The 16,381-nt window shown below is 59.3% G+C and carries 22 protein-coding genes and 1 tRNA gene; 8 read left to right on the forward strand and 15 right to left on the reverse strand.

What is annotated here, in order from left to right; all coding sequences use genetic code 11:
• Positions 1-26 precede the first annotated feature (26 nt).
• Together AC27VQ_RS07135 and AC27VQ_RS07140 are read right to left on the reverse strand one after the other, a co-directional pair.
• A complete protein-coding gene (locus AC27VQ_RS07135) occupies positions 27-476 on the reverse strand; it encodes a hypothetical protein (RefSeq protein WP_488715750.1) in 450 nt (149 codons plus the stop codon).
• 12 nt (positions 477-488) lie between these two features.
• The gene (locus AC27VQ_RS07140; protein ID WP_488715751.1) at positions 489-1,499 is read right to left on the reverse strand and encodes an OmpA family protein; all 1,011 of its coding nucleotides are present in this window, start codon (positions 1,497-1,499) and stop codon (positions 489-491) included.
• Between the two features lie 126 nt (positions 1,500-1,625).
• On the opposite strand from AC27VQ_RS07140, the gene AC27VQ_RS07145 reads away from it, so the two are divergent.
• Both AC27VQ_RS07145 and AC27VQ_RS07150 read left to right on the forward strand, forming a co-directional pair.
• Positions 1,626-2,699: a hypothetical protein gene (locus tag AC27VQ_RS07145; protein ID WP_488715752.1), complete on the forward strand. Its 1,074-nt coding sequence runs from the start codon at positions 1,626-1,628 to the stop codon at positions 2,697-2,699.
• A gap of 54 nt (positions 2,700-2,753) precedes the next feature.
• Positions 2,754-3,239 (forward strand): ribonuclease H family protein, encoded by a 486-nt coding sequence (locus AC27VQ_RS07150; RefSeq protein WP_488715867.1) that lies wholly within the window; start codon positions 2,754-2,756, stop codon positions 3,237-3,239.
• A gap of 231 nt (positions 3,240-3,470) precedes the next feature.
• Here the strand turns inward: AC27VQ_RS07150 and AC27VQ_RS07155 are convergent, their stop codons facing one another.
• Both AC27VQ_RS07155 and AC27VQ_RS07160 read right to left on the reverse strand, forming a co-directional pair.
• Positions 3,471-3,671 carry a hypothetical protein gene (locus AC27VQ_RS07155; protein WP_488715753.1) on the reverse strand — a complete coding sequence of 67 codons (201 nt, stop codon included), beginning with the start codon at positions 3,669-3,671 and terminating at the stop codon, positions 3,471-3,473.
• Positions 3,672-3,793: 122 nt separating this feature from the next.
• Positions 3,794-4,096, reverse strand: a complete 303-nt coding sequence (locus tag AC27VQ_RS07160) for a DUF982 domain-containing protein (protein ID WP_488715754.1) — start codon at positions 4,094-4,096, stop codon at positions 3,794-3,796.
• A 113-nt stretch (positions 4,097-4,209) separates the two neighbouring features.
• On the opposite strand from AC27VQ_RS07160, the gene AC27VQ_RS07165 reads away from it, so the two are divergent.
• Positions 4,210-4,629: a hypothetical protein gene (locus tag AC27VQ_RS07165; protein WP_488715868.1), complete on the forward strand. Its 420-nt coding sequence runs from the start codon at positions 4,210-4,212 to the stop codon at positions 4,627-4,629.
• Between the two features lie 577 nt (positions 4,630-5,206).
• Here AC27VQ_RS07165 and AC27VQ_RS07170 read toward each other — a convergent pair.
• The 3 genes from AC27VQ_RS07170 to AC27VQ_RS07180 all read right to left on the reverse strand — a co-directional run bounded on the left by AC27VQ_RS07170 (position 5,207) and on the right by AC27VQ_RS07180 (position 6,214).
• Positions 5,207-5,368: a hypothetical protein gene (locus AC27VQ_RS07170; RefSeq protein ID WP_313521886.1), complete on the reverse strand. Its 162-nt coding sequence runs from the start codon at positions 5,366-5,368 to the stop codon at positions 5,207-5,209.
• A 206-nt stretch (positions 5,369-5,574) separates the two neighbouring features.
• Positions 5,575-5,856 carry an acyl carrier protein gene (locus tag AC27VQ_RS07175; RefSeq protein WP_488715755.1) on the reverse strand — a complete coding sequence of 94 codons (282 nt, stop codon included), beginning with the start codon at positions 5,854-5,856 and terminating at the stop codon, positions 5,575-5,577.
• 70 nt (positions 5,857-5,926) lie between these two features.
• On the reverse strand, positions 5,927-6,214 hold the full coding sequence (locus AC27VQ_RS07180; protein WP_313521890.1) for a hypothetical protein: 288 nt from the start codon (positions 6,212-6,214) through the stop codon (positions 5,927-5,929).
• 313 nt (positions 6,215-6,527) lie between these two features.
• Between AC27VQ_RS07180 and AC27VQ_RS07185 the strand changes: the two genes are divergently transcribed.
• Together AC27VQ_RS07185 and AC27VQ_RS07190 are read left to right on the forward strand one after the other, a co-directional pair.
• A complete protein-coding gene (locus AC27VQ_RS07185; RefSeq protein WP_488715756.1) occupies positions 6,528-7,112 on the forward strand; it encodes a Panacea domain-containing protein in 585 nt (194 codons plus the stop codon).
• A complete protein-coding gene (locus AC27VQ_RS07190) occupies positions 7,099-7,335 on the forward strand; it encodes a hypothetical protein (protein WP_488715757.1) in 237 nt (78 codons plus the stop codon). The genes AC27VQ_RS07185 and AC27VQ_RS07190 overlap by 14 nt, the downstream gene beginning before the upstream one ends.
• Before the next feature lie 235 nt (positions 7,336-7,570).
• On the opposite strand, the gene AC27VQ_RS07195 is transcribed toward AC27VQ_RS07190, so the two are convergent.
• The 5 genes from AC27VQ_RS07195 to cpdR1 all read right to left on the reverse strand — a co-directional run bounded on the left by AC27VQ_RS07195 (position 7,571) and on the right by cpdR1 (position 10,423).
• A complete protein-coding gene (locus AC27VQ_RS07195) occupies positions 7,571-7,741 on the reverse strand; it encodes a hypothetical protein (RefSeq protein WP_488715758.1) in 171 nt (56 codons plus the stop codon).
• An 11-nt stretch (positions 7,742-7,752) separates the two neighbouring features.
• Positions 7,753-7,998: a hypothetical protein gene (locus AC27VQ_RS07200; protein WP_421593862.1), complete on the reverse strand. Its 246-nt coding sequence runs from the start codon at positions 7,996-7,998 to the stop codon at positions 7,753-7,755.
• Between the two features lie 318 nt (positions 7,999-8,316).
• A complete protein-coding gene (locus tag AC27VQ_RS07205) occupies positions 8,317-8,562 on the reverse strand; it encodes a hypothetical protein (protein WP_313521898.1) in 246 nt (81 codons plus the stop codon).
• Positions 8,563-9,891: 1,329 nt separating this feature from the next.
• A tRNA-Val gene (locus AC27VQ_RS07210) sits at positions 9,892-9,966 on the reverse strand.
• 94 nt (positions 9,967-10,060) lie between these two features.
• The gene (gene cpdR1 / locus AC27VQ_RS07215; protein ID WP_069061148.1) at positions 10,061-10,423 is read right to left on the reverse strand and encodes a response regulator CpdR1; all 363 of its coding nucleotides are present in this window, start codon (positions 10,421-10,423) and stop codon (positions 10,061-10,063) included.
• A gap of 191 nt (positions 10,424-10,614) precedes the next feature.
• Between cpdR1 and AC27VQ_RS07220 the strand changes: the two genes are divergently transcribed.
• Together AC27VQ_RS07220 and hisN are read left to right on the forward strand one after the other, a co-directional pair.
• Positions 10,615-11,499: an N-formylglutamate amidohydrolase gene (locus AC27VQ_RS07220; RefSeq protein WP_488715759.1), complete on the forward strand. Its 885-nt coding sequence runs from the start codon at positions 10,615-10,617 to the stop codon at positions 11,497-11,499.
• A gap of 270 nt (positions 11,500-11,769) precedes the next feature.
• Entirely contained in the window at positions 11,770-12,543 is a 774-nt protein-coding gene (gene hisN, locus AC27VQ_RS07225; protein WP_488715760.1) for a histidinol-phosphatase, read from the forward strand.
• Positions 12,544-12,547: 4 nt separating this feature from the next.
• Here the strand turns inward: hisN and AC27VQ_RS07230 are convergent, their stop codons facing one another.
• Both AC27VQ_RS07230 and AC27VQ_RS07235 read right to left on the reverse strand, forming a co-directional pair.
• Positions 12,548-13,510: an alpha/beta fold hydrolase gene (locus AC27VQ_RS07230; RefSeq protein WP_488715761.1), complete on the reverse strand. Its 963-nt coding sequence runs from the start codon at positions 13,508-13,510 to the stop codon at positions 12,548-12,550.
• A 286-nt stretch (positions 13,511-13,796) separates the two neighbouring features.
• Positions 13,797-14,330, reverse strand: a complete 534-nt coding sequence (locus tag AC27VQ_RS07235) for a GNAT family N-acetyltransferase (RefSeq protein WP_488715762.1) — start codon at positions 14,328-14,330, stop codon at positions 13,797-13,799.
• A gap of 252 nt (positions 14,331-14,582) precedes the next feature.
• Here AC27VQ_RS07235 and AC27VQ_RS07240 point away from each other — a divergent pair, with 252 nt between their 5' ends.
• Positions 14,583-15,044, forward strand: a complete 462-nt coding sequence (locus tag AC27VQ_RS07240; protein ID WP_488715763.1) for an Hsp20 family protein — start codon at positions 14,583-14,585, stop codon at positions 15,042-15,044.
• Between the two features lie 60 nt (positions 15,045-15,104).
• Here AC27VQ_RS07240 and AC27VQ_RS07245 read toward each other — a convergent pair whose 3' ends face one another.
• Positions 15,105-16,151 carry a threonine aldolase family protein gene (locus AC27VQ_RS07245; RefSeq protein WP_488715764.1) on the reverse strand — a complete coding sequence of 349 codons (1,047 nt, stop codon included), beginning with the start codon at positions 16,149-16,151 and terminating at the stop codon, positions 15,105-15,107.
• Between the last annotated feature and the right edge of the window lie 230 nt (positions 16,152-16,381).

Consider the following 16,381-nt stretch of genomic DNA (forward strand, 5'->3'; position numbering starts at 1 on the left):
CATGCCCCGGTCTCTTCACCCGGCCCTCAATCTGCCAATACCTGTACGAAGCGCTTGGCCACCCAGCCGGATCGGCACGGGCCGGTATAGGGGCCATCGAAGTATGGTGGAGCTTCGGTTATCTGGCAGGTTTCCATCAAAGGGACATCGTCTCTCACGGCAGGCGCGTAGATAACGCCGACAAATGTTGCGGCATCCCAATCGTCAGGCGTGGCAAGGATGACGCGTGCCCCCTGATCCAAACGATCGATCTCCGCGGCCTTGATGGACGGTGCGGCGCGGACGGACAAGAAACCGTCGCCATCTCTCCGAAGGCCGATGATTTCGGCAACCGCTCCACCCGGTGCGATCTTTTGGCCATCGAGGACGATAGATTTCACCACGACAGGCTTGGGCGCTATTTCGCCGGAAAAGCAGGGTTTTCCAGTCAGCAGGGCGACGGTCAGAATGAGTGCGGCAATGCTGCTGTATTGCATGGTCATCACTACCTAGCGTTTGACGAATTCGACGCGACGGTTCTTGGCGCGACCGGTCTCTTCGTCATTGGATGCGACCGGCGAGGACATGCCGGCACCGAACGGCGTCAACCGCTTCGGGGAAATTCCGTAGTGCTTTGCGAGATCGGCCACCACGGCGTCGGCACGCTGCCGGGAGAGATCGATGTTATAGTCGAAGCCGCCTTTCGAATCGGTATGTCCGGTGACGACCACCGAGATATCTCCGTTCGCCTTCAGGAACTTGGCGATCTCATCCAAAGTCGGGCGAGACTCGGCTTTGATGTCGGCTTTGTCGAAATCGAACTGGATGCCGTAGAGAGCAACGTGGCCGCTTGCTGCAATCGACTGCTCCATCGCGCTGGCATCGACAAAGGCGATCTGGTCGCCCTGCATCGATTTGACGTCCGCTGCTATGACATGCACGAGCGGTCCGGTCTTGCTCTCCCCAAGAATGACGGCGGCATACACATCCCCGGCCGGCTTGGTTGCCTTGGCCAGAAGGTAGCGCACGCCATCGCCGTAGCGGTAATCTATTGCGCCATCACCCCCGACGAAATTGAAGCGATAGACGCTCGTGTTGCCCTTGAAGCAAGTTTCGTCCGCGCAGGAATAGAGGGTCTCGAAACCGTTTGATTTCAAAGATTCCTCGTAGTTCTTCATGATTTCGAGGAGGGACCGATCCTTGGGCGCGTTATAGCGGATGTCGGTAATGCTGCCTTCCACCTTGACGCTGTTGGTGCCTGTCAGCTTTTCACCATCCGCCTTCAGGTCGATTGGCGCATTGAGGAAGCGTTGCTCGTCAAATTCCGAGAGCTTGTAGCTGAAGATTTCCGAACCGGCATATCGGCCAATGAGAGGATGATCCTTTGAGCCTTTGATGTCCTCCTTCGCGGCGAGAGGACTGGAAAGAACCCCCACGATCGTCAATGCGACGACAAAACAGCTCGGAAATGAAAACTGCTTCAAAATATTGCTCCGTATCAGGCGATCGCGCGTCACCATGCTTGGCGAAGGTCCGCCAGATGGCCCGCCGATCCCAAAGCAGCATTAGCAGTGACTAAACTCTTGCAATATTCCCCGACCGGGGAGCATTTGGTGACTTCAGAGTATTTTGGAGTGAGGCGCCTCTTGCGTGAATCGCGTTCCAAGCGGCAGTGGAGTGAACTCGACGTGGTCTGCGGCGCGAGCGTCGGGCTGGAGGTCATCGCACCCGATATCTGCCGCATCCTGCGCGGCATTGTCGGCGCTGACGCGGGCGCACTCTTCTGGATGGGGCAAGGCGACTTGCCGGTGGGGTTCTTCCATGAAGATTCTTCAGGGGCGGTCCGCGATCTATTCGCCAACGCCTACGAGGAATTGTTCGTCGGGCCTGCGGAGATCAATGTCGCCTCGCTGATCCGTCGTAAGGACCGCGCTTCCGGCCACGTGATCGCGCCGCCCGAAAGCTATTGGAGATCCAATACCTATAATCTGCTCGTCCGAGCGAGCGGACACCAGCATTCCCTAGACCTTCGCATCGACGAGGATGGTGTCGCTCGTGCGGTCCTTCTGCTATTCCGGGAACGCGGCAGGCCACCCTTCACCGAAGATCACATGGCGTTGCTGCAAATGGCACTGCCGGCTCTGCGCCGCGCGGTCCATCTGTCGCCGGCGCCACAACGATGGTCGGCTAAGGGGGCTCCAGCCTATCTGTTGGTCGATGGCCTTGCCCGGCAGTTGCTGTTCTGCTCGCCAACGGCAACCGATCTATTGCAACGAAGCAATCTCGTTGCGCAGGGCGTGCCGATGTTTGGGGCGCTCACGGCACCACCCGCCTTCGCCGCGGAACTCTCCCGGCGATTAAAGAGCGAGCACCGTCCGCGCATATATTTGCCAATCCCGGAAGGCCGACTCCACATCACAGCAGAGCGCCTTGCTGCAAACGGGGGCGAGGACGCAACCTTGATCACTCTGCAACATGAAGAACCAGATCGTATTGCAATCATGCGGCGTGTGCTGGGGTTCGATCTTTCACCGCGGCAGAAATCTATTATGCTGGCCGCCGCAGCTGGAGCGTCCCGCGCAGAGGCGGCCGAGCAGACCAGCACAAGTCCCGAAGCAATGAAAAAGCATCTTGCAGCGATATTCGATGTTGTAGGCGCACGCTCTTGGACCGACCTCACGCAGGTTTTTGCCACGCGCAGCACAGGCGAGAGCGAGTAGCTACACTATTCAATTTCCTCGCACTCGACGACGGCCATTCTGTCAGCCTTGTCGGTGTGGGGCGTTGTCATCTACCGCGAGGGCGTCGAGATCGCTCAGCAGTGCGGCGGCCATGCCGGCACGACGAACAACCAGATGGAGCTCGCGGCGCTCCTGGTGGCGATCGAGCGGGCAGGGCAGTTATCCGGAAATCCCGGAGAACTCGTCACGATATGGTCCGACAGCCAGTATTGCTTGAACGGTGTCAACGAATGGCTGGCCGGTTGGAAGCGGAAGAAGTCGAACAGCCCTAACCGCGCGGCCGGCGAGATCAAGAACCTTGAGCTTTGGCAAGGGATCGACGCGGTGCTGGGCGATGCGCTGACTACGAGCACGCTCGCTATCAGCTGGGTGAAAGGCCATGCCGGCATCGCTGGCAATGAGCGCGCCGACGAGCTGGCGGAGATGGGCCTGCAGGAGGCCATCGAGATGCGAGCGGGTTTGCTCACATCGTCCGACGAACTCGACGAGCGTTACCGCCAGATCATGGGGGCGGCATGATTGGTGCCCTGACCATGGCCACGGAGCCCGCCCGAGGCGTAAAGTCTCATGATAATCATACGTTCGACACTAGCGGTCGCACGGTGGGCCGAGACAGCCACCGCAACTGCGGCCTTCAAGATGACGCTGGCGATTTTGTCACGAACTATCATTTAGATGTCTCCGCAAACCATATCAACGACAATCCACGGCCGCAAAATTGGTTCCCATCGCAGGGTTTTCTCGCAGCCTCTAGGACCCCATCCAACTGTTCACGATATCATCTTCGAAGGAATTTCCTCCTGGTACGGGCGTGACATCCGGTGCCTCTTCAGGGACAACATCGGGTCCCGGTTCTTCAATCGGGCGGTCCGGAATGTCCGGCAGATCGTCTGGAGTCTCTTCCGGAGGAACTTCCAGGGGCTTTTTCGGATCGTTTGGGTCATTGGCCATATCGCTCTCCTCTACGACCATGCAACCGGCGCAGGCCGGCGAATGTTCCGCGAGGTGGCGGCATGATGTGGCCCTTAAGAAAGAGAGGCCGCGGTTGCAGCCTCTCCAGATCGCTACGGGCGCTATGCGGACAAGCGGCCGCCCCCGGAGCGCGAGCGGATCATCCACGGCTGAACACCGGGAGACTTCACGAGGATGCCCTTCTTCTCTCCAAAGGAGCGGATGGCATCGCGTCCGATTTTTACGGGCTTGTGACCGTCGAAGGCCATGTAGCAGGTCTTCAAAGTCGCATCGTGAATTATGTCACGATCGCGTTCAGGCCATTCTTCGAGGAAGTCGATGGCGTCTTCCAAGCACGTTATCTCCCGGACCAGTTCCCTGCGTTCCTTCAGATAGACGGGCTTATCAAATACCTTCGAGTTCATTTCTACCTCACTGAAAACGTTGGTGATCAACAAGGATGGCGTCGCGTCGCGACGCCGGCTGACAATTTGTGGACGCCGCCGGGCGAGTTCAAGAGGCTTTTGTCTTGGTTTTTATGGCGGCCAGGTCTGAATTGCTTCAGGAACGCGTCAATATCTTCAACGTGGCCAGAGATTGCGGCGTTCGGCTCTTGGCAGCACGCGAGCACAGTCCTGCGAGCCGTCGGCCAGGCGAGTGTTTTTGCAAGCCCACAGTCCGCGAGATCGGTCAGCGATGGGGAGAGGGCCATCTGCGGCTAACACTTCGCCTGATGGCGGGTACGCGCTCGAATGCACGCGAACTCTACGCCGACATGCTGAAGGCGGTGGCCCGGCTCCTCGCTCGCAATCCTGATTTGATCCGCAGGCAATCATTCGTCGTTGAGTTCAACAACACTGACCTTGGCGAACTCCGCCGCCAAGCAAAGATGATGCGGTACGGGGTACCGACTAGCGATGTGTTGCTGGTTCTGCTGTTGAAAGGCCCAAAGTGCTAGGGCAACGCCATGCCTGAGACCGTCAGGCAACGTTCCGAGGCTTACGGCCATTCAGAAGGCCAGTTACCGTGAAACTGCGTCAGCGGCTTCCCCCGGACGAATGGAGCAATGCTTTACGTGGATAAATGCGCTGCAGGATCAAAACGACAGGGAGTTGCCGTACGACTGGTCTTTCATCAAAGTGCGCACCGAGCGCTCTCTGTCTGATTTCGCTGAAGAAAATGATATGGGCGAGCGAAAACTCCTTCGGGTTATAACGGCTATATGCCAGTGCATTGCCGATAGCTTGAACCAAGCGAGGCAAATTCGGCTTGACCGCCCGGATTGCGCTATGTCTGAAAGTGCGTTTGAACTCACGTCAACAACGGTAACGTCCGAGAAATGCGCCACACACTGGCGCGATACGGACGGGAGGCCGCATATCGACTCTGTCCTTGGTAAAACGAGGGTACTCGACCCCCGGTTCATCCGGTCGCGGCATTCCGATAAGAACCGCAGTCTTCGAGTAAGGGGATAACGCAGCGGATGCTACCCCGGTGGTGCGGCGCGTTTAGTAATCCAACGCGCCGCCCTCAATTCACACCGCTACACGGCGCGCAGCCTTGTCAGCGGCTTTGCGATCCGAACCGTGCTCGGCAAGGATCTTTCCGGCATCCTCAACGGAAATCCGGTGCTTCTTTGCCAATGTCTTGGCATCATAATTCTGGGCAGACGCCGAGGCGTCTTTCGATTGTGCCATGATGTTTCTCCTAGGGATTGCGGCAAGGCATGAGCGCCACTAGGCGCGCCAAAGCCGATGAGCCTTATGTAGGTGGTCCACCGCCATATAGCAACCAGCTGAAATCCAAGGGGGAGCCGCTGCACCCCGCATCATTCGGGGCCTTGGCCACCTGCGGGTCACGCCGCCACGGTTCAGCGGCCAAGCCGGGCGGGTAGCTCGGCATTTCACATAATAGGCGAGGGGTTTGCGCCGCGTCCGCGCGCTGCGAAAACAAAATCAACCGTACGGCCAACTGTTGAAAGGTCGGTCACCGGCGTTTTCGGAAACGTGATCCAGAATTCGTCTTCAATCAGCATCATGATCTGGGTGACCTCTAGGGAATCGGCCCCGAGATCCCCTGTGTACGACGCATCGTTTTCGAGTTCTTCTTTTGAGACGTGAAGCTGCGTCGCGACAATTTTCTTTACCCGATAGGCAACATCAGATCTGCTTACATCGGTAAACATTGGGATTTTCCTCGATTGGTAACGGGGTCTGGGTTGCACGCGTCGAGCGCGCGACGCATTCCCGGTGGGATTAGCGAGTAGGACGGGTCGGCCCCTTAGGAGCCCCGCCTTCATCGTCCCAGACGTCGATGCCGGCATTTCGATCGCGGTGCGACGCGGCCTTGGAAAGCGGATAGTCTTCCGCTCCGATTGTCGCGCTCTTTATGAGGCGAATGATCTTTCTGGCTTCTTCGTTCTCTGGGCCAACGCCGCCCATAAGTTTTTCAGTCTCGTAATTCGCGTCGCTAAGAACCTGGCGAAGCACGGTCTTGGTGACTTTTGCCTTTGTCCGTGGCGCCCTGAAAGTCAGGATTACCATATCCAGCCCTCGGTTAGGACATAAATGACTATGATCAAGCTGGCTCCAAGCCCAAAGTGGGAGGCCATCTCGGTAACCATCTGACGGTTCTGGAAACGGTAGTTTGTGGAAGACATGCAGTCCTCCTTCATTTGGGGCCAGGGTATCAAGCCCTCAAACAGCAGCGCCCGTAATGATGGCTGCTGGAATAGCAACCATGCGCGCTCACCGAGGCATTAGCAAGAAATCAAATGAGGCCATTTAAAGCCTTCAGATCAGGCGGCCCCATACGGCATAGCCGCAACAGAAGAGATGCGTGAGGTTTGGTGCGCCAATGGCCCTCCTGAAAACTGACACCTTTTTTTACGCAGACTCAGCGTATATAGGGGTAATGAGATTTAGTGTTGACAAAGAGAAAACAATTGAAGCGCTTCTTTATATCGTGACGCGATATGGAGAGGTGGGTCGATTCCATGCTCTGAAAACGCTCTATTACGCTGATCGGGCACATCTCCAGCGCTACGGCCGACCTATCACTGGCGACCGCTATATCGCCATGGAGAATGGCCCGGTTCCATCTTATGCCTACAACGCCGTGAAGCAGCAACTGCCCGAGGCAGAGCGTGTCGTCGTCGCGGGAGCGCTGTCCCCGGGTAACGGAGCCCGCCATCCGACGTATAAGCCGCACCGGGAGCCCGACCTGTCCTTTTTCAGCCGGACAGACTTGGAGTGCCTGGAGGAGGCGTTCGACTATTGCCGTCGTCGGTCCTTCGGAACCATTTCTGATGAAACGCACGATCATCTTGCGTGGAAGAAAACCGACCTCAACGGTGAGATGCGCGTGGAAGACATGCTCGATGGTGCATCCGACGAGATAAAGCAGGAAGCGGAGCTGTTTGCTTCCTATGGCGTCTTGTAAGCTTGGCCACATCTACATCGTTGATACTGTCCTGACCAAACCGGCCAAGGAAAAGTTTGTGCTTTGCGTCTGCATCTCCGACCGCTATTTCGTTTGGATCGATACCAACCCCGCGCCGCACGGCAAAGATCAGTTGTTCCTGCCCGCCGGCTGTCATCACCTCGTCAAGCACGACAGCTATCTCGACCTGTCCCGCATCGTATGCCACCCGAATGGGAGCTAGATGATGCTAAGGAATTCCCTCAGATATCGAAATCCGTTGCTTCCGACATCGTGGCGCTGATCGACGCCGGCCTCAACGTGATGCCGCCGCGCCATGCTGCAATAGTGCGGGCCGGTGTCGTAAATATCACTAACCAAGCTGGCGCGTAACCCCAGCATGCTTGAAGCGAGAGCCTGGCTTGGGCCCGGCTTCTCAGAGAGTTTAATCGCCACTCTTGCCGAGCCCTGATGGTCCATCAAGGCGGCCGGCCGTTGCGGCCAGCATTCGGATTGCATCCATCGCCGTGGCTAGGCCTTGCATCAAGCATAGCAGTATCGCGCGTTCCGCTGAACTTGTCGATTTCGAGTGCCCGGCTACGAAGCCCGGCACTCTCGGATTCCAAACGGGCGAGAAGGTCATCGTTCATGGCGCTCTCCTTCAGGAACCATACGCAGCTTTATTAGGATGCTTCGGCGCTTCTGAATTCACCGCCATCTGACCTTCTTTCAAGGCAGGCTTATCAGCCATCCCAGAAACATGGTCGGCGGGGCCGGTCCCTTTCGTGGCTTTCGGCTGTTTGTGTTCGCGCGCCGAGGGGTGTGTCCCGTCAGAAATACTACCGGGATGCGGGTCTTCGACGACCGGTGTCGGTGTAGCGGATTTGCTTTCGTCGGGCTTCGCCATAGTTGCTCTCCTGTTGTGGGAGAACGCTACCGCTCGCTATCGGGTTCCTCTGCCGATCAAAACCATTGCCACGCCATCCAAAAGCAGGCGTAGGCGAAGACCCCGATAACGAATAGCAAAGCAATTTGCCGGGCCATGACACAATATCCCTCTCGTTCAATCAGGATGCGCCATCAGCGGGCCGGAGTCGACGCTTCCCTGGAGGGTAGCGGCAAAAGCCGCCGGTGTCCGCGAGCTCGTAGAGGCCGCTAGCCGGCCGTCAGAAATTGCCCACGCTCACATCGAGCATGCATGCCGTACCTGCGATCTGCGCGCCGCCTAGGTCACGACGATCTGGCCGTTTTGCACGAACTCGGTGACATCGAGATCGAACCGCTGCACAACGGCTTGATCATCACCCTCTGTGGCCGGTGCGAAGTGCAGGAAATAAGACGCATTCCGGCTTCTGGAGCGTTCAATCTCCGTGGCGGACAGTTTCTGCCCAACGTAGATGCCGTCACCGATTTCGTGGCCATCAACCATGACAGCCTTCTTCACGGTGAACTTCACAGGGGTGATGGTCATGGGCTTCCTCCGTTCGACTGGACTTTGCCACGGCCATGGCGAAAGCGAAACTCGCGAATGAGTTAAACCAAAGATGAAAGTAGTATGCCGCCCTTCTGCTCGCGAACGGGGCTATGACAGCAGATGGGATAAGGCGCGCAAAGCCTTCCTCGCCAAGCCGGAGAACCAGTTCTCTGAGCGCTGCAAGGCCTCTGGTTTTCTGAACGTCGGCAACCTACGCATGGATGGGACAGCCCAGACGAACCCCAGGCGCATGCATCTCGTCGTCAACCACCACACCCCCCACAAAGGCGACCAGCGTCTATTCTGGGACCGCTCCAATTGGGAAGTTGTCTGTCCCGACCACCATGACATCCGCATCCAGCAAGAGGAGCGTGGCAAGGTGAGGAGCGGGACAGGCGTTGACGGTCGACCGCTCGACCCAACCACCCATGGAAACCGAAACGGCGGGTGACCATGCCCGACCCTCGGCGTAGGCGAAAGAAAGTTGCGCAACTGCGTACGAAAGCGCCGATGGGGAGGGGGCATCGAAAGTCAGGGGGCCTTGGGGTCCGGACCGGCCAGGGGCAGCGTTCGCACTGAGATCAAATCTGAAACAAAAAGTTGGGGCCACCCCGTAGGGGTGATGTGTCATGAACGTTATCGGAATTGACGGAACTGGCGAGATCGTCGCCTAGCCTGACTGGGAAAGCATCTTCAACGATGTGCTCGAAATCGTCCAGGCGCAAGAACACTGGCGGCGTGTCACAACCGAGTTGAAGGACCGGGCGTGATGTCGCAGGGAATGCCCATGCGCTACAGCGCCTGGTCGTCGCCTATGTCCTGTACGACCGGTCCCTTCGTGAGGTGGCAGAAAACGGCGCGGTGACCCGGCCGAAGCGTGGAAACCCGAAAGCGATAACCCGGACCAGTCCCCACTTCATCGCCATGCGCGAAATGGCATCTGATGCGTGCCAATCTCGAGCTGACCGAGCTCGCCGCCGACAAGCTGGCGAAGGCGCTCCAGAAGACGTTCGACCCGACAGCGGGTGGTGTCGTGGACACGTATCATTCAATCTCATCTCGGCCATGCGCCCGGATCGCGGGTTACGGATCAGGTCTATGTGCATACGACACCCGACGATTACAGGGCTGTCATCTTTGATTTGTCGAAGATGAGGCCGGCTGGTAAGCGCGCCGCGTGAAGATCGCTCCATGCCGTTGTGCCAAACGCTTGGCACCGGCAACCTCTCTTTCTCAAGATGCGCTTTGCACCATCCGAACTTGGCACCATCTGGCACCAGAAATGACAAAGGCCTTGGCGATTTCTCGCTAAGGCCTTTAAAAGGATGGTGGGCGTGACAGGGATTGAACCTGTGACCCCTACGATGTCAACGTAGTGCTCTCCCGCTGAGCTACACGCCCATCCGATGAGGGGCATAGACCACAAAACATCTGGCGGCGTCAATAGCTTTTTGAAGCTTTTTTTACACGCCGTTTTTGTGGTCTTTTCCGGGGCTTAGGCGGCCAGCATCTTGTTGACTTCGTCGACGAGGTCACGCAGATGGAAGGGTTTCGACAGCACCTTGGCGTCCTTCGGAGCCTTGGAATCCGGGTTCAGCGCGACGGCGGCAAATCCGGTGATGAACATCACCTTGAGGTCCGGATCGAGCTCGGTGGCGCGGCGCGCCAGCTCGATGCCGTCCATCTCCGGCATCACGATGTCGGTGAGCAGAAGCGAGAAGGGTTCTTCGCGCAGCCGGTCATAGGCGCTGGCGCCGTTGTCGTAGGACAGCACCTGGTAGCCTGCCTTTTCGAGCGCCTTCACCAGGAAGCGGCGCATGTCGTTGTCGTCTTCGGCGAGGAGAATCTTGGGTGTCATGGATTTCGGGAACCATTGCTGAAGGTTGTCGGCCCGCGGACGGGCGGTTCTGATACACAAACGTATTCCGGTAAATATCCGGTGAATGTGGCAGGGCAAGGCCTATGCCCAATGTTCTCAGTATGGACAGGCGGGCATGCCGCTGGCAACATGGGCGACGCAATGATTTCAAGGCATGTTAAAGGACTGCAATGGCGGGGGCCCCAATCGAAAACAGCCATTTCGAAGTGCTGGAGCCGGTTTCGCAGAGCGTGCCCCTCGTCTTCAACTCGCCCCACAGCGGCCGCCGTTATCCACAGGGCTTTCTTGCGCAGTCGCGGCTGGATGCGCTCGGCATCCGTCGTTCGGAAGATCATTATGTCGACGAACTCTTCTCGGTAGCGCCGGCACTTGGTGCGCCGATGCTGATCGCGCATTTCCCGCGTGCCTGGCTCGACGTCAATCGCGAGCCCTACGAACTCGATCCGCGCATGTTCGAGGGCGCGCTGCCCTCCTATGCCAATATCAATTCCATCCGTGTCGCCGGCGGCCTTGGCACCGTGCCGCGGGTCGTGGCGGAGAATATGGAGATCTACCGCCAGCGCTTTCCCGTCGAGGAGGCGCTGGAACGGGTGGAGACGGTCTATAAACCCTATCACGATTGCCTGCGTCGCCTGGTCGTGCGCACCCATCTCGCCTTCGGCTTCTCGGTGCTGATCGATTGCCATTCCATGCCGGGCAATATCCGCGTCGCTGGCTCGGGGCTCCGGCCGGATTTCATCATCGGCGACCGCTACGGCACCAGTGCCTCGGGCGATCTTTCGCGCACCGCCATGCGGCTGCTCGAGGACATGGGTTTCACCGTCGTGCGCAACAAGCCCTATGCGGGCGGCTTCATCACCGAGCATTACGGCCGGCCGGCCAAGGGGCTGCATGCGCTGCAGATCGAGGTGAACCGGTCGCTTTACGTCGATGAAACGACGCTCGCCAAGCGGCCGGACTTCGCCGTGCTGCAGACGGCGATCTCCGCTTTCCTGCAGGACTTTTCCGAGCATGTCGAGGAATATGCCGCAGACCGGGCGCTTGCCGCCGAATAGGTCCGCTTCCCTTTCAAAAAAAACCGCGCTTGCGGCGCGGTTCAAGTCTAGGGAGGAAACACCCAAGGAGGGTATTTATAGTCGGTGAAGACTGTAAGGAAATGGTAATGTTGCGTCGCACAAGAGTCAAGCGCAACTGCGAGATAAATTTGCGATTCGCTAAGCAAGAATGTTGCGTTCGCCTTCGGGCCGCTTTTGCGTCAATCCGGTTCCGTTTTGCCTGACGATGCAGTATTGAGAGGCGTGAAAAATCCCTCCGAGAGAGCCTCCATGTTGCCTGATCGCGCCTTTTTCGACCTTCTTGCCGAGGCGGCCAAGAAGGAAACCCTGCCACGCTTCCGCGTCGGCGCCGATGTCGTCAACAAGGAGGCTGCCGGCTTCGATCCGGTGACGGAGGGCGACCGCGCCGCCGAGACGGCGATCCGCACGCTGATCGAACAGCATTTCCCCGATCACGGTATTCTCGGCGAAGAGCACGGCTCGGTCGGTCTCGACCGCGAATATGTCTGGGTCATCGATCCGATCGACGGCACGCGCGCCTTCATTTCCGGCGTGCCGGTCTGGGGCACGCTGATCGGGCTTTATCGCAACGGCGATGCGGTGATGGGTCTGATCGACCAGCCTTTCACGGGCGAGCGCTACTTCGCCGATGGCAAGGCCTCGCATTATGCCGGCCCCGACGGCAAAAAGGTGCTCTCGACGCGGGCCTGCAATAATTTGTCGGACGCGATCCTGTTCACGACGTCGCCGCATCTGTTCAAGGATAGCGGCAAGACCCGATTCGAGGCCGTGCAGGACAAGGTGCGGCTGTTCCGCTACGGCGTCGATTGCTACGCCTATGCGCTTCTGGCGGCAGGCCATGTCGACCTCGTCGTGGAATGCGGGCTGAAGCCGTATGACGTCGGCGGTCTCATTCCGGTCATCGAGCAGGCGGGTGGCATCATCACGACGTGGGATGGCGGGCCGGCGGAGAATGGCGGTGAGATCATCGCGGCCGGCAGCCGCGCGGTCTATGATCAGGCGATGGCAATTCTCAAGGCTTGACCGGTTAGGCGCCGAGGTTGGTTTCCTCGGCGTCGCTGCCGGGAATGAAGGCATCGATCGCCGCCAGCGCCTGGGCGCGGAATCGGTCGGATTCCTGGAACAATTCGTGTTTTGCGCCGTCGATCTCGATGAGGCGGGCGGCGCGGAAAATGCGGGCGAGGTTGCCGATCGTTGCGCGCGGCACCAGCCTGTCGGCCGTCGGGCAGAGAATGAGGGTCGGGATGCGGATGCGCGTCAGGTGATCCTGATGCGTCACGCGTGCCATGGCCTTCAGCGTCTCGTTCAGCCAGCGCGCGCTCGGCCAGCTGATCGACAGCTCCGGATGTTCGGTGAAGATCGCCGTGTTGCGGGCGAAGCGCCGCGCATCCGAGGTGACGACATTGCTGGCAAAATCAAGCGACGGATCGCCCTTGCGGAAGGTGCGCCGGCCAAGACCGAACAGCGAAGCGAGGCGGGCGATGACGGTGATCTTGCGCTGGCTCATCGACTGGCCGCCGAGCGCGATGAAGGGGGCGGCAAGCACCATGCGCTCGATGCGGTTTTCCAGCTCCGGCGCCTGCGAGAGGGCGACAAGGGCGCCTGTCGAATGGGCGACGATGTAGAAGGGCAGGCGGGCATCCGGCAGCACAATCTTTTCGAGGAAGAGGGCGAGGTCGGCCTCATAGTCGGAAAAGCGGGCGACATGGCCGGCGCGGGTGCCGGATACCAGCCGGTCCGATCCGCCCTGGCCGCGCCAGTCGAAGGTGGCGACCCACAGGCCGCGCGCCGTCAGGTCGTTGATCGTCTCGAAATATTTCTCGATGCATTCGCTTCGGCCGCCGAGCAGCACCACCGTACCCTTGGCTTCGCGCTGTTTCGAGCGGAACACGGCATAGCGGATCTTCACGCCACAGCGGCCTTCCATGAAGCCGGCGAAGTGGTTTTCAGGAACCGGATTGTCGGCTGTGGCGTGGAGGATGGAATCCATCGGGCAGACAGGTCTCGGCGAGCGTCTATGAAAGGGGCGTCGATGGAAGATGGATAGGCGCTCGCTCCGGCGCCGTCAAAGAAAAAAGCCGGATGCATGTGGCAACGGGGGTGGCGCACATGCAGTCCGGCCGCAATTTAACCGGGGAGGAAGGGACGTTACACCCCGGTCGTCAGAAGTTTTCGCTTCCGATGCTGCGGTTCTAGCAGCGCGAAGCTGAACGCTGTCCGAAGCGGCCGTTCATCCGGCGTTCATCTGCCGAAAATCTTTTTGGGCAAACGGGAGGTCAGGCGCCGCGCCAGTCGGCGCGCGTTAGCTCGTACCAGACCTCGCCCTGTTCGCTGCCGGGAATGGGGTCGGGCCAATCGGCGTGTTCGGTGCGTGTGTGGCGCATGCCGAGCTTTTCCATCACGCGGCGCGAGGCTTGGTTCACCGCCATCGTGGTAGCCACGATCCTGTCATAGCCGCCGTCCCCGAAGCCCCATTCGACCAGCGCTAGAGCCCCTTCCGCCGCCAGCCCCTGGCCCCAGTCCGCCCGGCGCAGGCGATATCCGAGTTCGGCCAAGTCCTTGCTTTCCGGCCATAGGCAGAACCAGCCGGTAAAGGCGTCGCCGGCTGTGCGCCGCGCCGTCCAGACATAGGGCTCGGTACCGTCGGGCATGAGGAACGTCGCGTTGGGATCGGCATTCGCACGATCGACGGGGTGTCCGCCGTTGAGAAAGTGCATGACTTCGGGATCGCATTCGAGCGCGATGAAATCGGCGCGATCATCGGGGGTGCAGGGGGTGAGCGTCAGCCGCGTCGTCTGCAAAACGTGCATGTCATGGTCCTCCAGTGCATCCCACTATGCCGGGATTTGCGCCTGGTTCCAGATCCGAAGCAAATTGCATCGTGCCCTCTTGAACGCCCGAAAACGCGTTCCCATCTCATCGTCACGGGCGCCGAAAGGGTCCGTCGAGGTTTCCGTCGCCACTTTAAGGGACGGGGGCCGGATGAACCACCGGGCCGCACCCATTTGAGACCAGGGGCGGCTTTTTGGAAGATCGCAACCGTTGCTCTGAAGGAGGACACCATGCGTCACGTCGATTTCTCCCCCCTCTACCGTTCCACCGTCGGTTTCGACCGTCTCTTCACCATGCTCGACAGTCTCGGCCAGCCTGACCAGGCCCAGAGCTATCCGCCCTACAACATCGAACGCACCGGCGAAAACACCTATCGCATCACCATGGCGGTAGCCGGTTTCGACGAAAGCGAACTGTCGATCGAGGCGCGCGAACATGCGCTGACCGTCAAGGGCGAGAAGAAGGACGAAACGGCTGATGAAAGCCAGTATCTCTATCGCGGCATTGCCAAGCGCGCCTTCGAGCGCCGCTTCCAGCTCGCCGATCATGTGGAAGTCCGTGCCGCTTCGCTGAAGAACGGCCTTCTCCACATCGATCTCCTGCGCGACATTCCGGAAGCCGCCAAGCCGCGCCGTATCGAGATCACGGCCGTCAACCGCGAAGCCAAGCAGATCGAAGCGCAGAGCAACTAAGCTCGGCCTCTCGATTGGGAATGAAGAGGGCGGTGCCGCGAGGCACCGCCTTTTTTCGTGTCAAAGCGCCGAGAGGAAACGATCGACGTCATCCTCACTCGTCGCAAAGCTCGTGACGAGGCGGATCAGCGTCTCATCCTCCCGCATCGTCGCCTTCACATCCGGCCCCGCCGGCCAGTCGTAGAAGACGGCGCCCTTGTCCTGCAAAGCCTTCATCGCGTCGTTGCGGATGATAACGAAGAGCTCGTTGGAGCCCGTCGGCCAGGCGAGGCGTGCCGTATCGGAGGCGGTGAAGCCGGTGGCAAGGCGGGCGGCCATGCCGTTGGAATGGCGGGCAAGATCGAGCCACAGGCCGTCGCGGAAATAGGCGTCGAACTGGGCGGCGATGAAGCGGGACTTCGAGAAGAGCTGGGCGGAACGCTTGCGCAGGAAATGCATCTGCTGCGCCTTGGACGTGTCGAACAGCACCAGCGCCTCGGCGCACCAGCAGCCGTTCTTCGTGCCGCCGAAGGAGAGGATGTCGACGCCGCGCTTCCAGGTCATGTCCGCCGGCGTTGCGCCAAGATGCGTCAGCGCGTTGGCGAAGCGTGCGCCATCCATATGGAGCGGCAGGCCTGCTTTTTTCACGACATCGGCAATCGCTGCAATCTCATCCAGCGTATAGGCGGTGCCGGCTTCGGTGGCCTGGGTGATGGTGACGGCCATCGGCTGGCCGCCATGCACGAAATTCGGCGGGAAGCGGCCGATGGCGGCGGCAAGGGCCTCCGGCACGATCTTGCCAGCGGGGCCGTCGATCGGCACCAGCTTGCTGCCGGTCGCGAAAAATTCCGGCGCATTGCATTCGTCGACATTCACGTGCGCCTCGCGGTGGCAGAAGACCTGCCCGCCCGGCCGGTTGAAGCTTGCCAGCGCGATTGAATTGGCCACCGTGCCCGTTCCGACGAAGAAGACGGCGACATCGCGCTCGAAAATCTCCGAGAAGGTCTTTTCCACACGCTTGTCGAGATCGCTGGTGCCATAGGCGGAAGCGAAGCCGCCGGAGGCATCGACGAGGCTCTTTGCGATGTCGGTATGGGCGCCTGCCCAGTTGTCGGAAGCGAAAAACATGCTGTTTCCAATGCGAATTGACGATTTTCGACGACCATAATGCAGAAACACCTGTGATCAATCGGCGTATCGGGGTGAAAAACGCACTTTGCCAAATATTGAAACTTCCGGAAAATTTACGCACTCAAATTGTAATTAAATTTCAAGCCTGCGAAAAAGCGGGCAATTTTTCTTCATGAGGTGGTGTTTATTTGGCATGATGGTCTTGTGGCGGTGGGAGGTTTCTGGCA

It is taken from the genome of Shinella sp. 20P9.1.1, from assembly GCF_057798995.1.

Excerpts from the sequence above, each read along its gene's own strand:
- AC27VQ_RS07205 (WP_313521898.1), bottom strand. The coding sequence starts at position 8,562 with ATGACCATCACCCCTGTGAAGTTCACCGTGAAGAAGGCTGTCATGGTT.
- AC27VQ_RS07165 (WP_488715868.1), top strand. The coding sequence starts at position 4,210 with ATGGCGGCCAGGTCTGAATTGCTTCAGGAACGCGTCAATATCTTCAAC.
- AC27VQ_RS07180 (WP_313521890.1), bottom strand. The coding sequence starts at position 6,214 with ATGGTAATCCTGACTTTCAGGGCGCCACGGACAAAGGCAAAAGTCACC.
- AC27VQ_RS07185 (WP_488715756.1), top strand. The coding sequence starts at position 6,528 with ATGGCCCTCCTGAAAACTGACACCTTTTTTTACGCAGACTCAGCGTAT.
- AC27VQ_RS07170 (WP_313521886.1), bottom strand. The coding sequence starts at position 5,368 with ATGGCACAATCGAAAGACGCCTCGGCGTCTGCCCAGAATTATGATGCC.
- AC27VQ_RS07140 (WP_488715751.1), bottom strand. The coding sequence starts at position 1,499 with ATGGTGACGCGCGATCGCCTGATACGGAGCAATATTTTGAAGCAGTTT.
- AC27VQ_RS07220 (WP_488715759.1), top strand. The coding sequence starts at position 10,615 with ATGGCGGGGGCCCCAATCGAAAACAGCCATTTCGAAGTGCTGGAGCCG.
- AC27VQ_RS07155 (WP_488715753.1), bottom strand. The coding sequence starts at position 3,671 with ATGGCCAATGACCCAAACGATCCGAAAAAGCCCCTGGAAGTTCCTCCG.
- AC27VQ_RS07190 (WP_488715757.1), top strand. The coding sequence starts at position 7,099 with ATGGCGTCTTGTAAGCTTGGCCACATCTACATCGTTGATACTGTCCTG.
- AC27VQ_RS07200 (WP_421593862.1), bottom strand. The coding sequence starts at position 7,998 with ATGGCGAAGCCCGACGAAAGCAAATCCGCTACACCGACACCGGTCGTC.
- AC27VQ_RS07240 (WP_488715763.1), top strand. The coding sequence starts at position 14,583 with ATGCGTCACGTCGATTTCTCCCCCCTCTACCGTTCCACCGTCGGTTTC.
- AC27VQ_RS07245 (WP_488715764.1), bottom strand. The coding sequence starts at position 16,151 with ATGTTTTTCGCTTCCGACAACTGGGCAGGCGCCCATACCGACATCGCA.
- AC27VQ_RS07230 (WP_488715761.1), bottom strand. The coding sequence starts at position 13,510 with ATGGATTCCATCCTCCACGCCACAGCCGACAATCCGGTTCCTGAAAAC.
- AC27VQ_RS07235 (WP_488715762.1), bottom strand. The coding sequence starts at position 14,330 with ATGCACGTTTTGCAGACGACGCGGCTGACGCTCACCCCCTGCACCCCC.
- cpdR1 (WP_069061148.1), bottom strand. The coding sequence starts at position 10,423 with ATGACACCCAAGATTCTCCTCGCCGAAGACGACAACGACATGCGCCGC.
- AC27VQ_RS07135 (WP_488715750.1), bottom strand. The coding sequence starts at position 476 with ATGCAATACAGCAGCATTGCCGCACTCATTCTGACCGTCGCCCTGCTG.
- hisN (WP_488715760.1), top strand. The coding sequence starts at position 11,770 with ATGTTGCCTGATCGCGCCTTTTTCGACCTTCTTGCCGAGGCGGCCAAG.
- AC27VQ_RS07195 (WP_488715758.1), bottom strand. The coding sequence starts at position 7,741 with ATGAACGATGACCTTCTCGCCCGTTTGGAATCCGAGAGTGCCGGGCTT.
- AC27VQ_RS07160 (WP_488715754.1), bottom strand. The coding sequence starts at position 4,096 with ATGAACTCGAAGGTATTTGATAAGCCCGTCTATCTGAAGGAACGCAGG.
- AC27VQ_RS07175 (WP_488715755.1), bottom strand. The coding sequence starts at position 5,856 with ATGTTTACCGATGTAAGCAGATCTGATGTTGCCTATCGGGTAAAGAAA.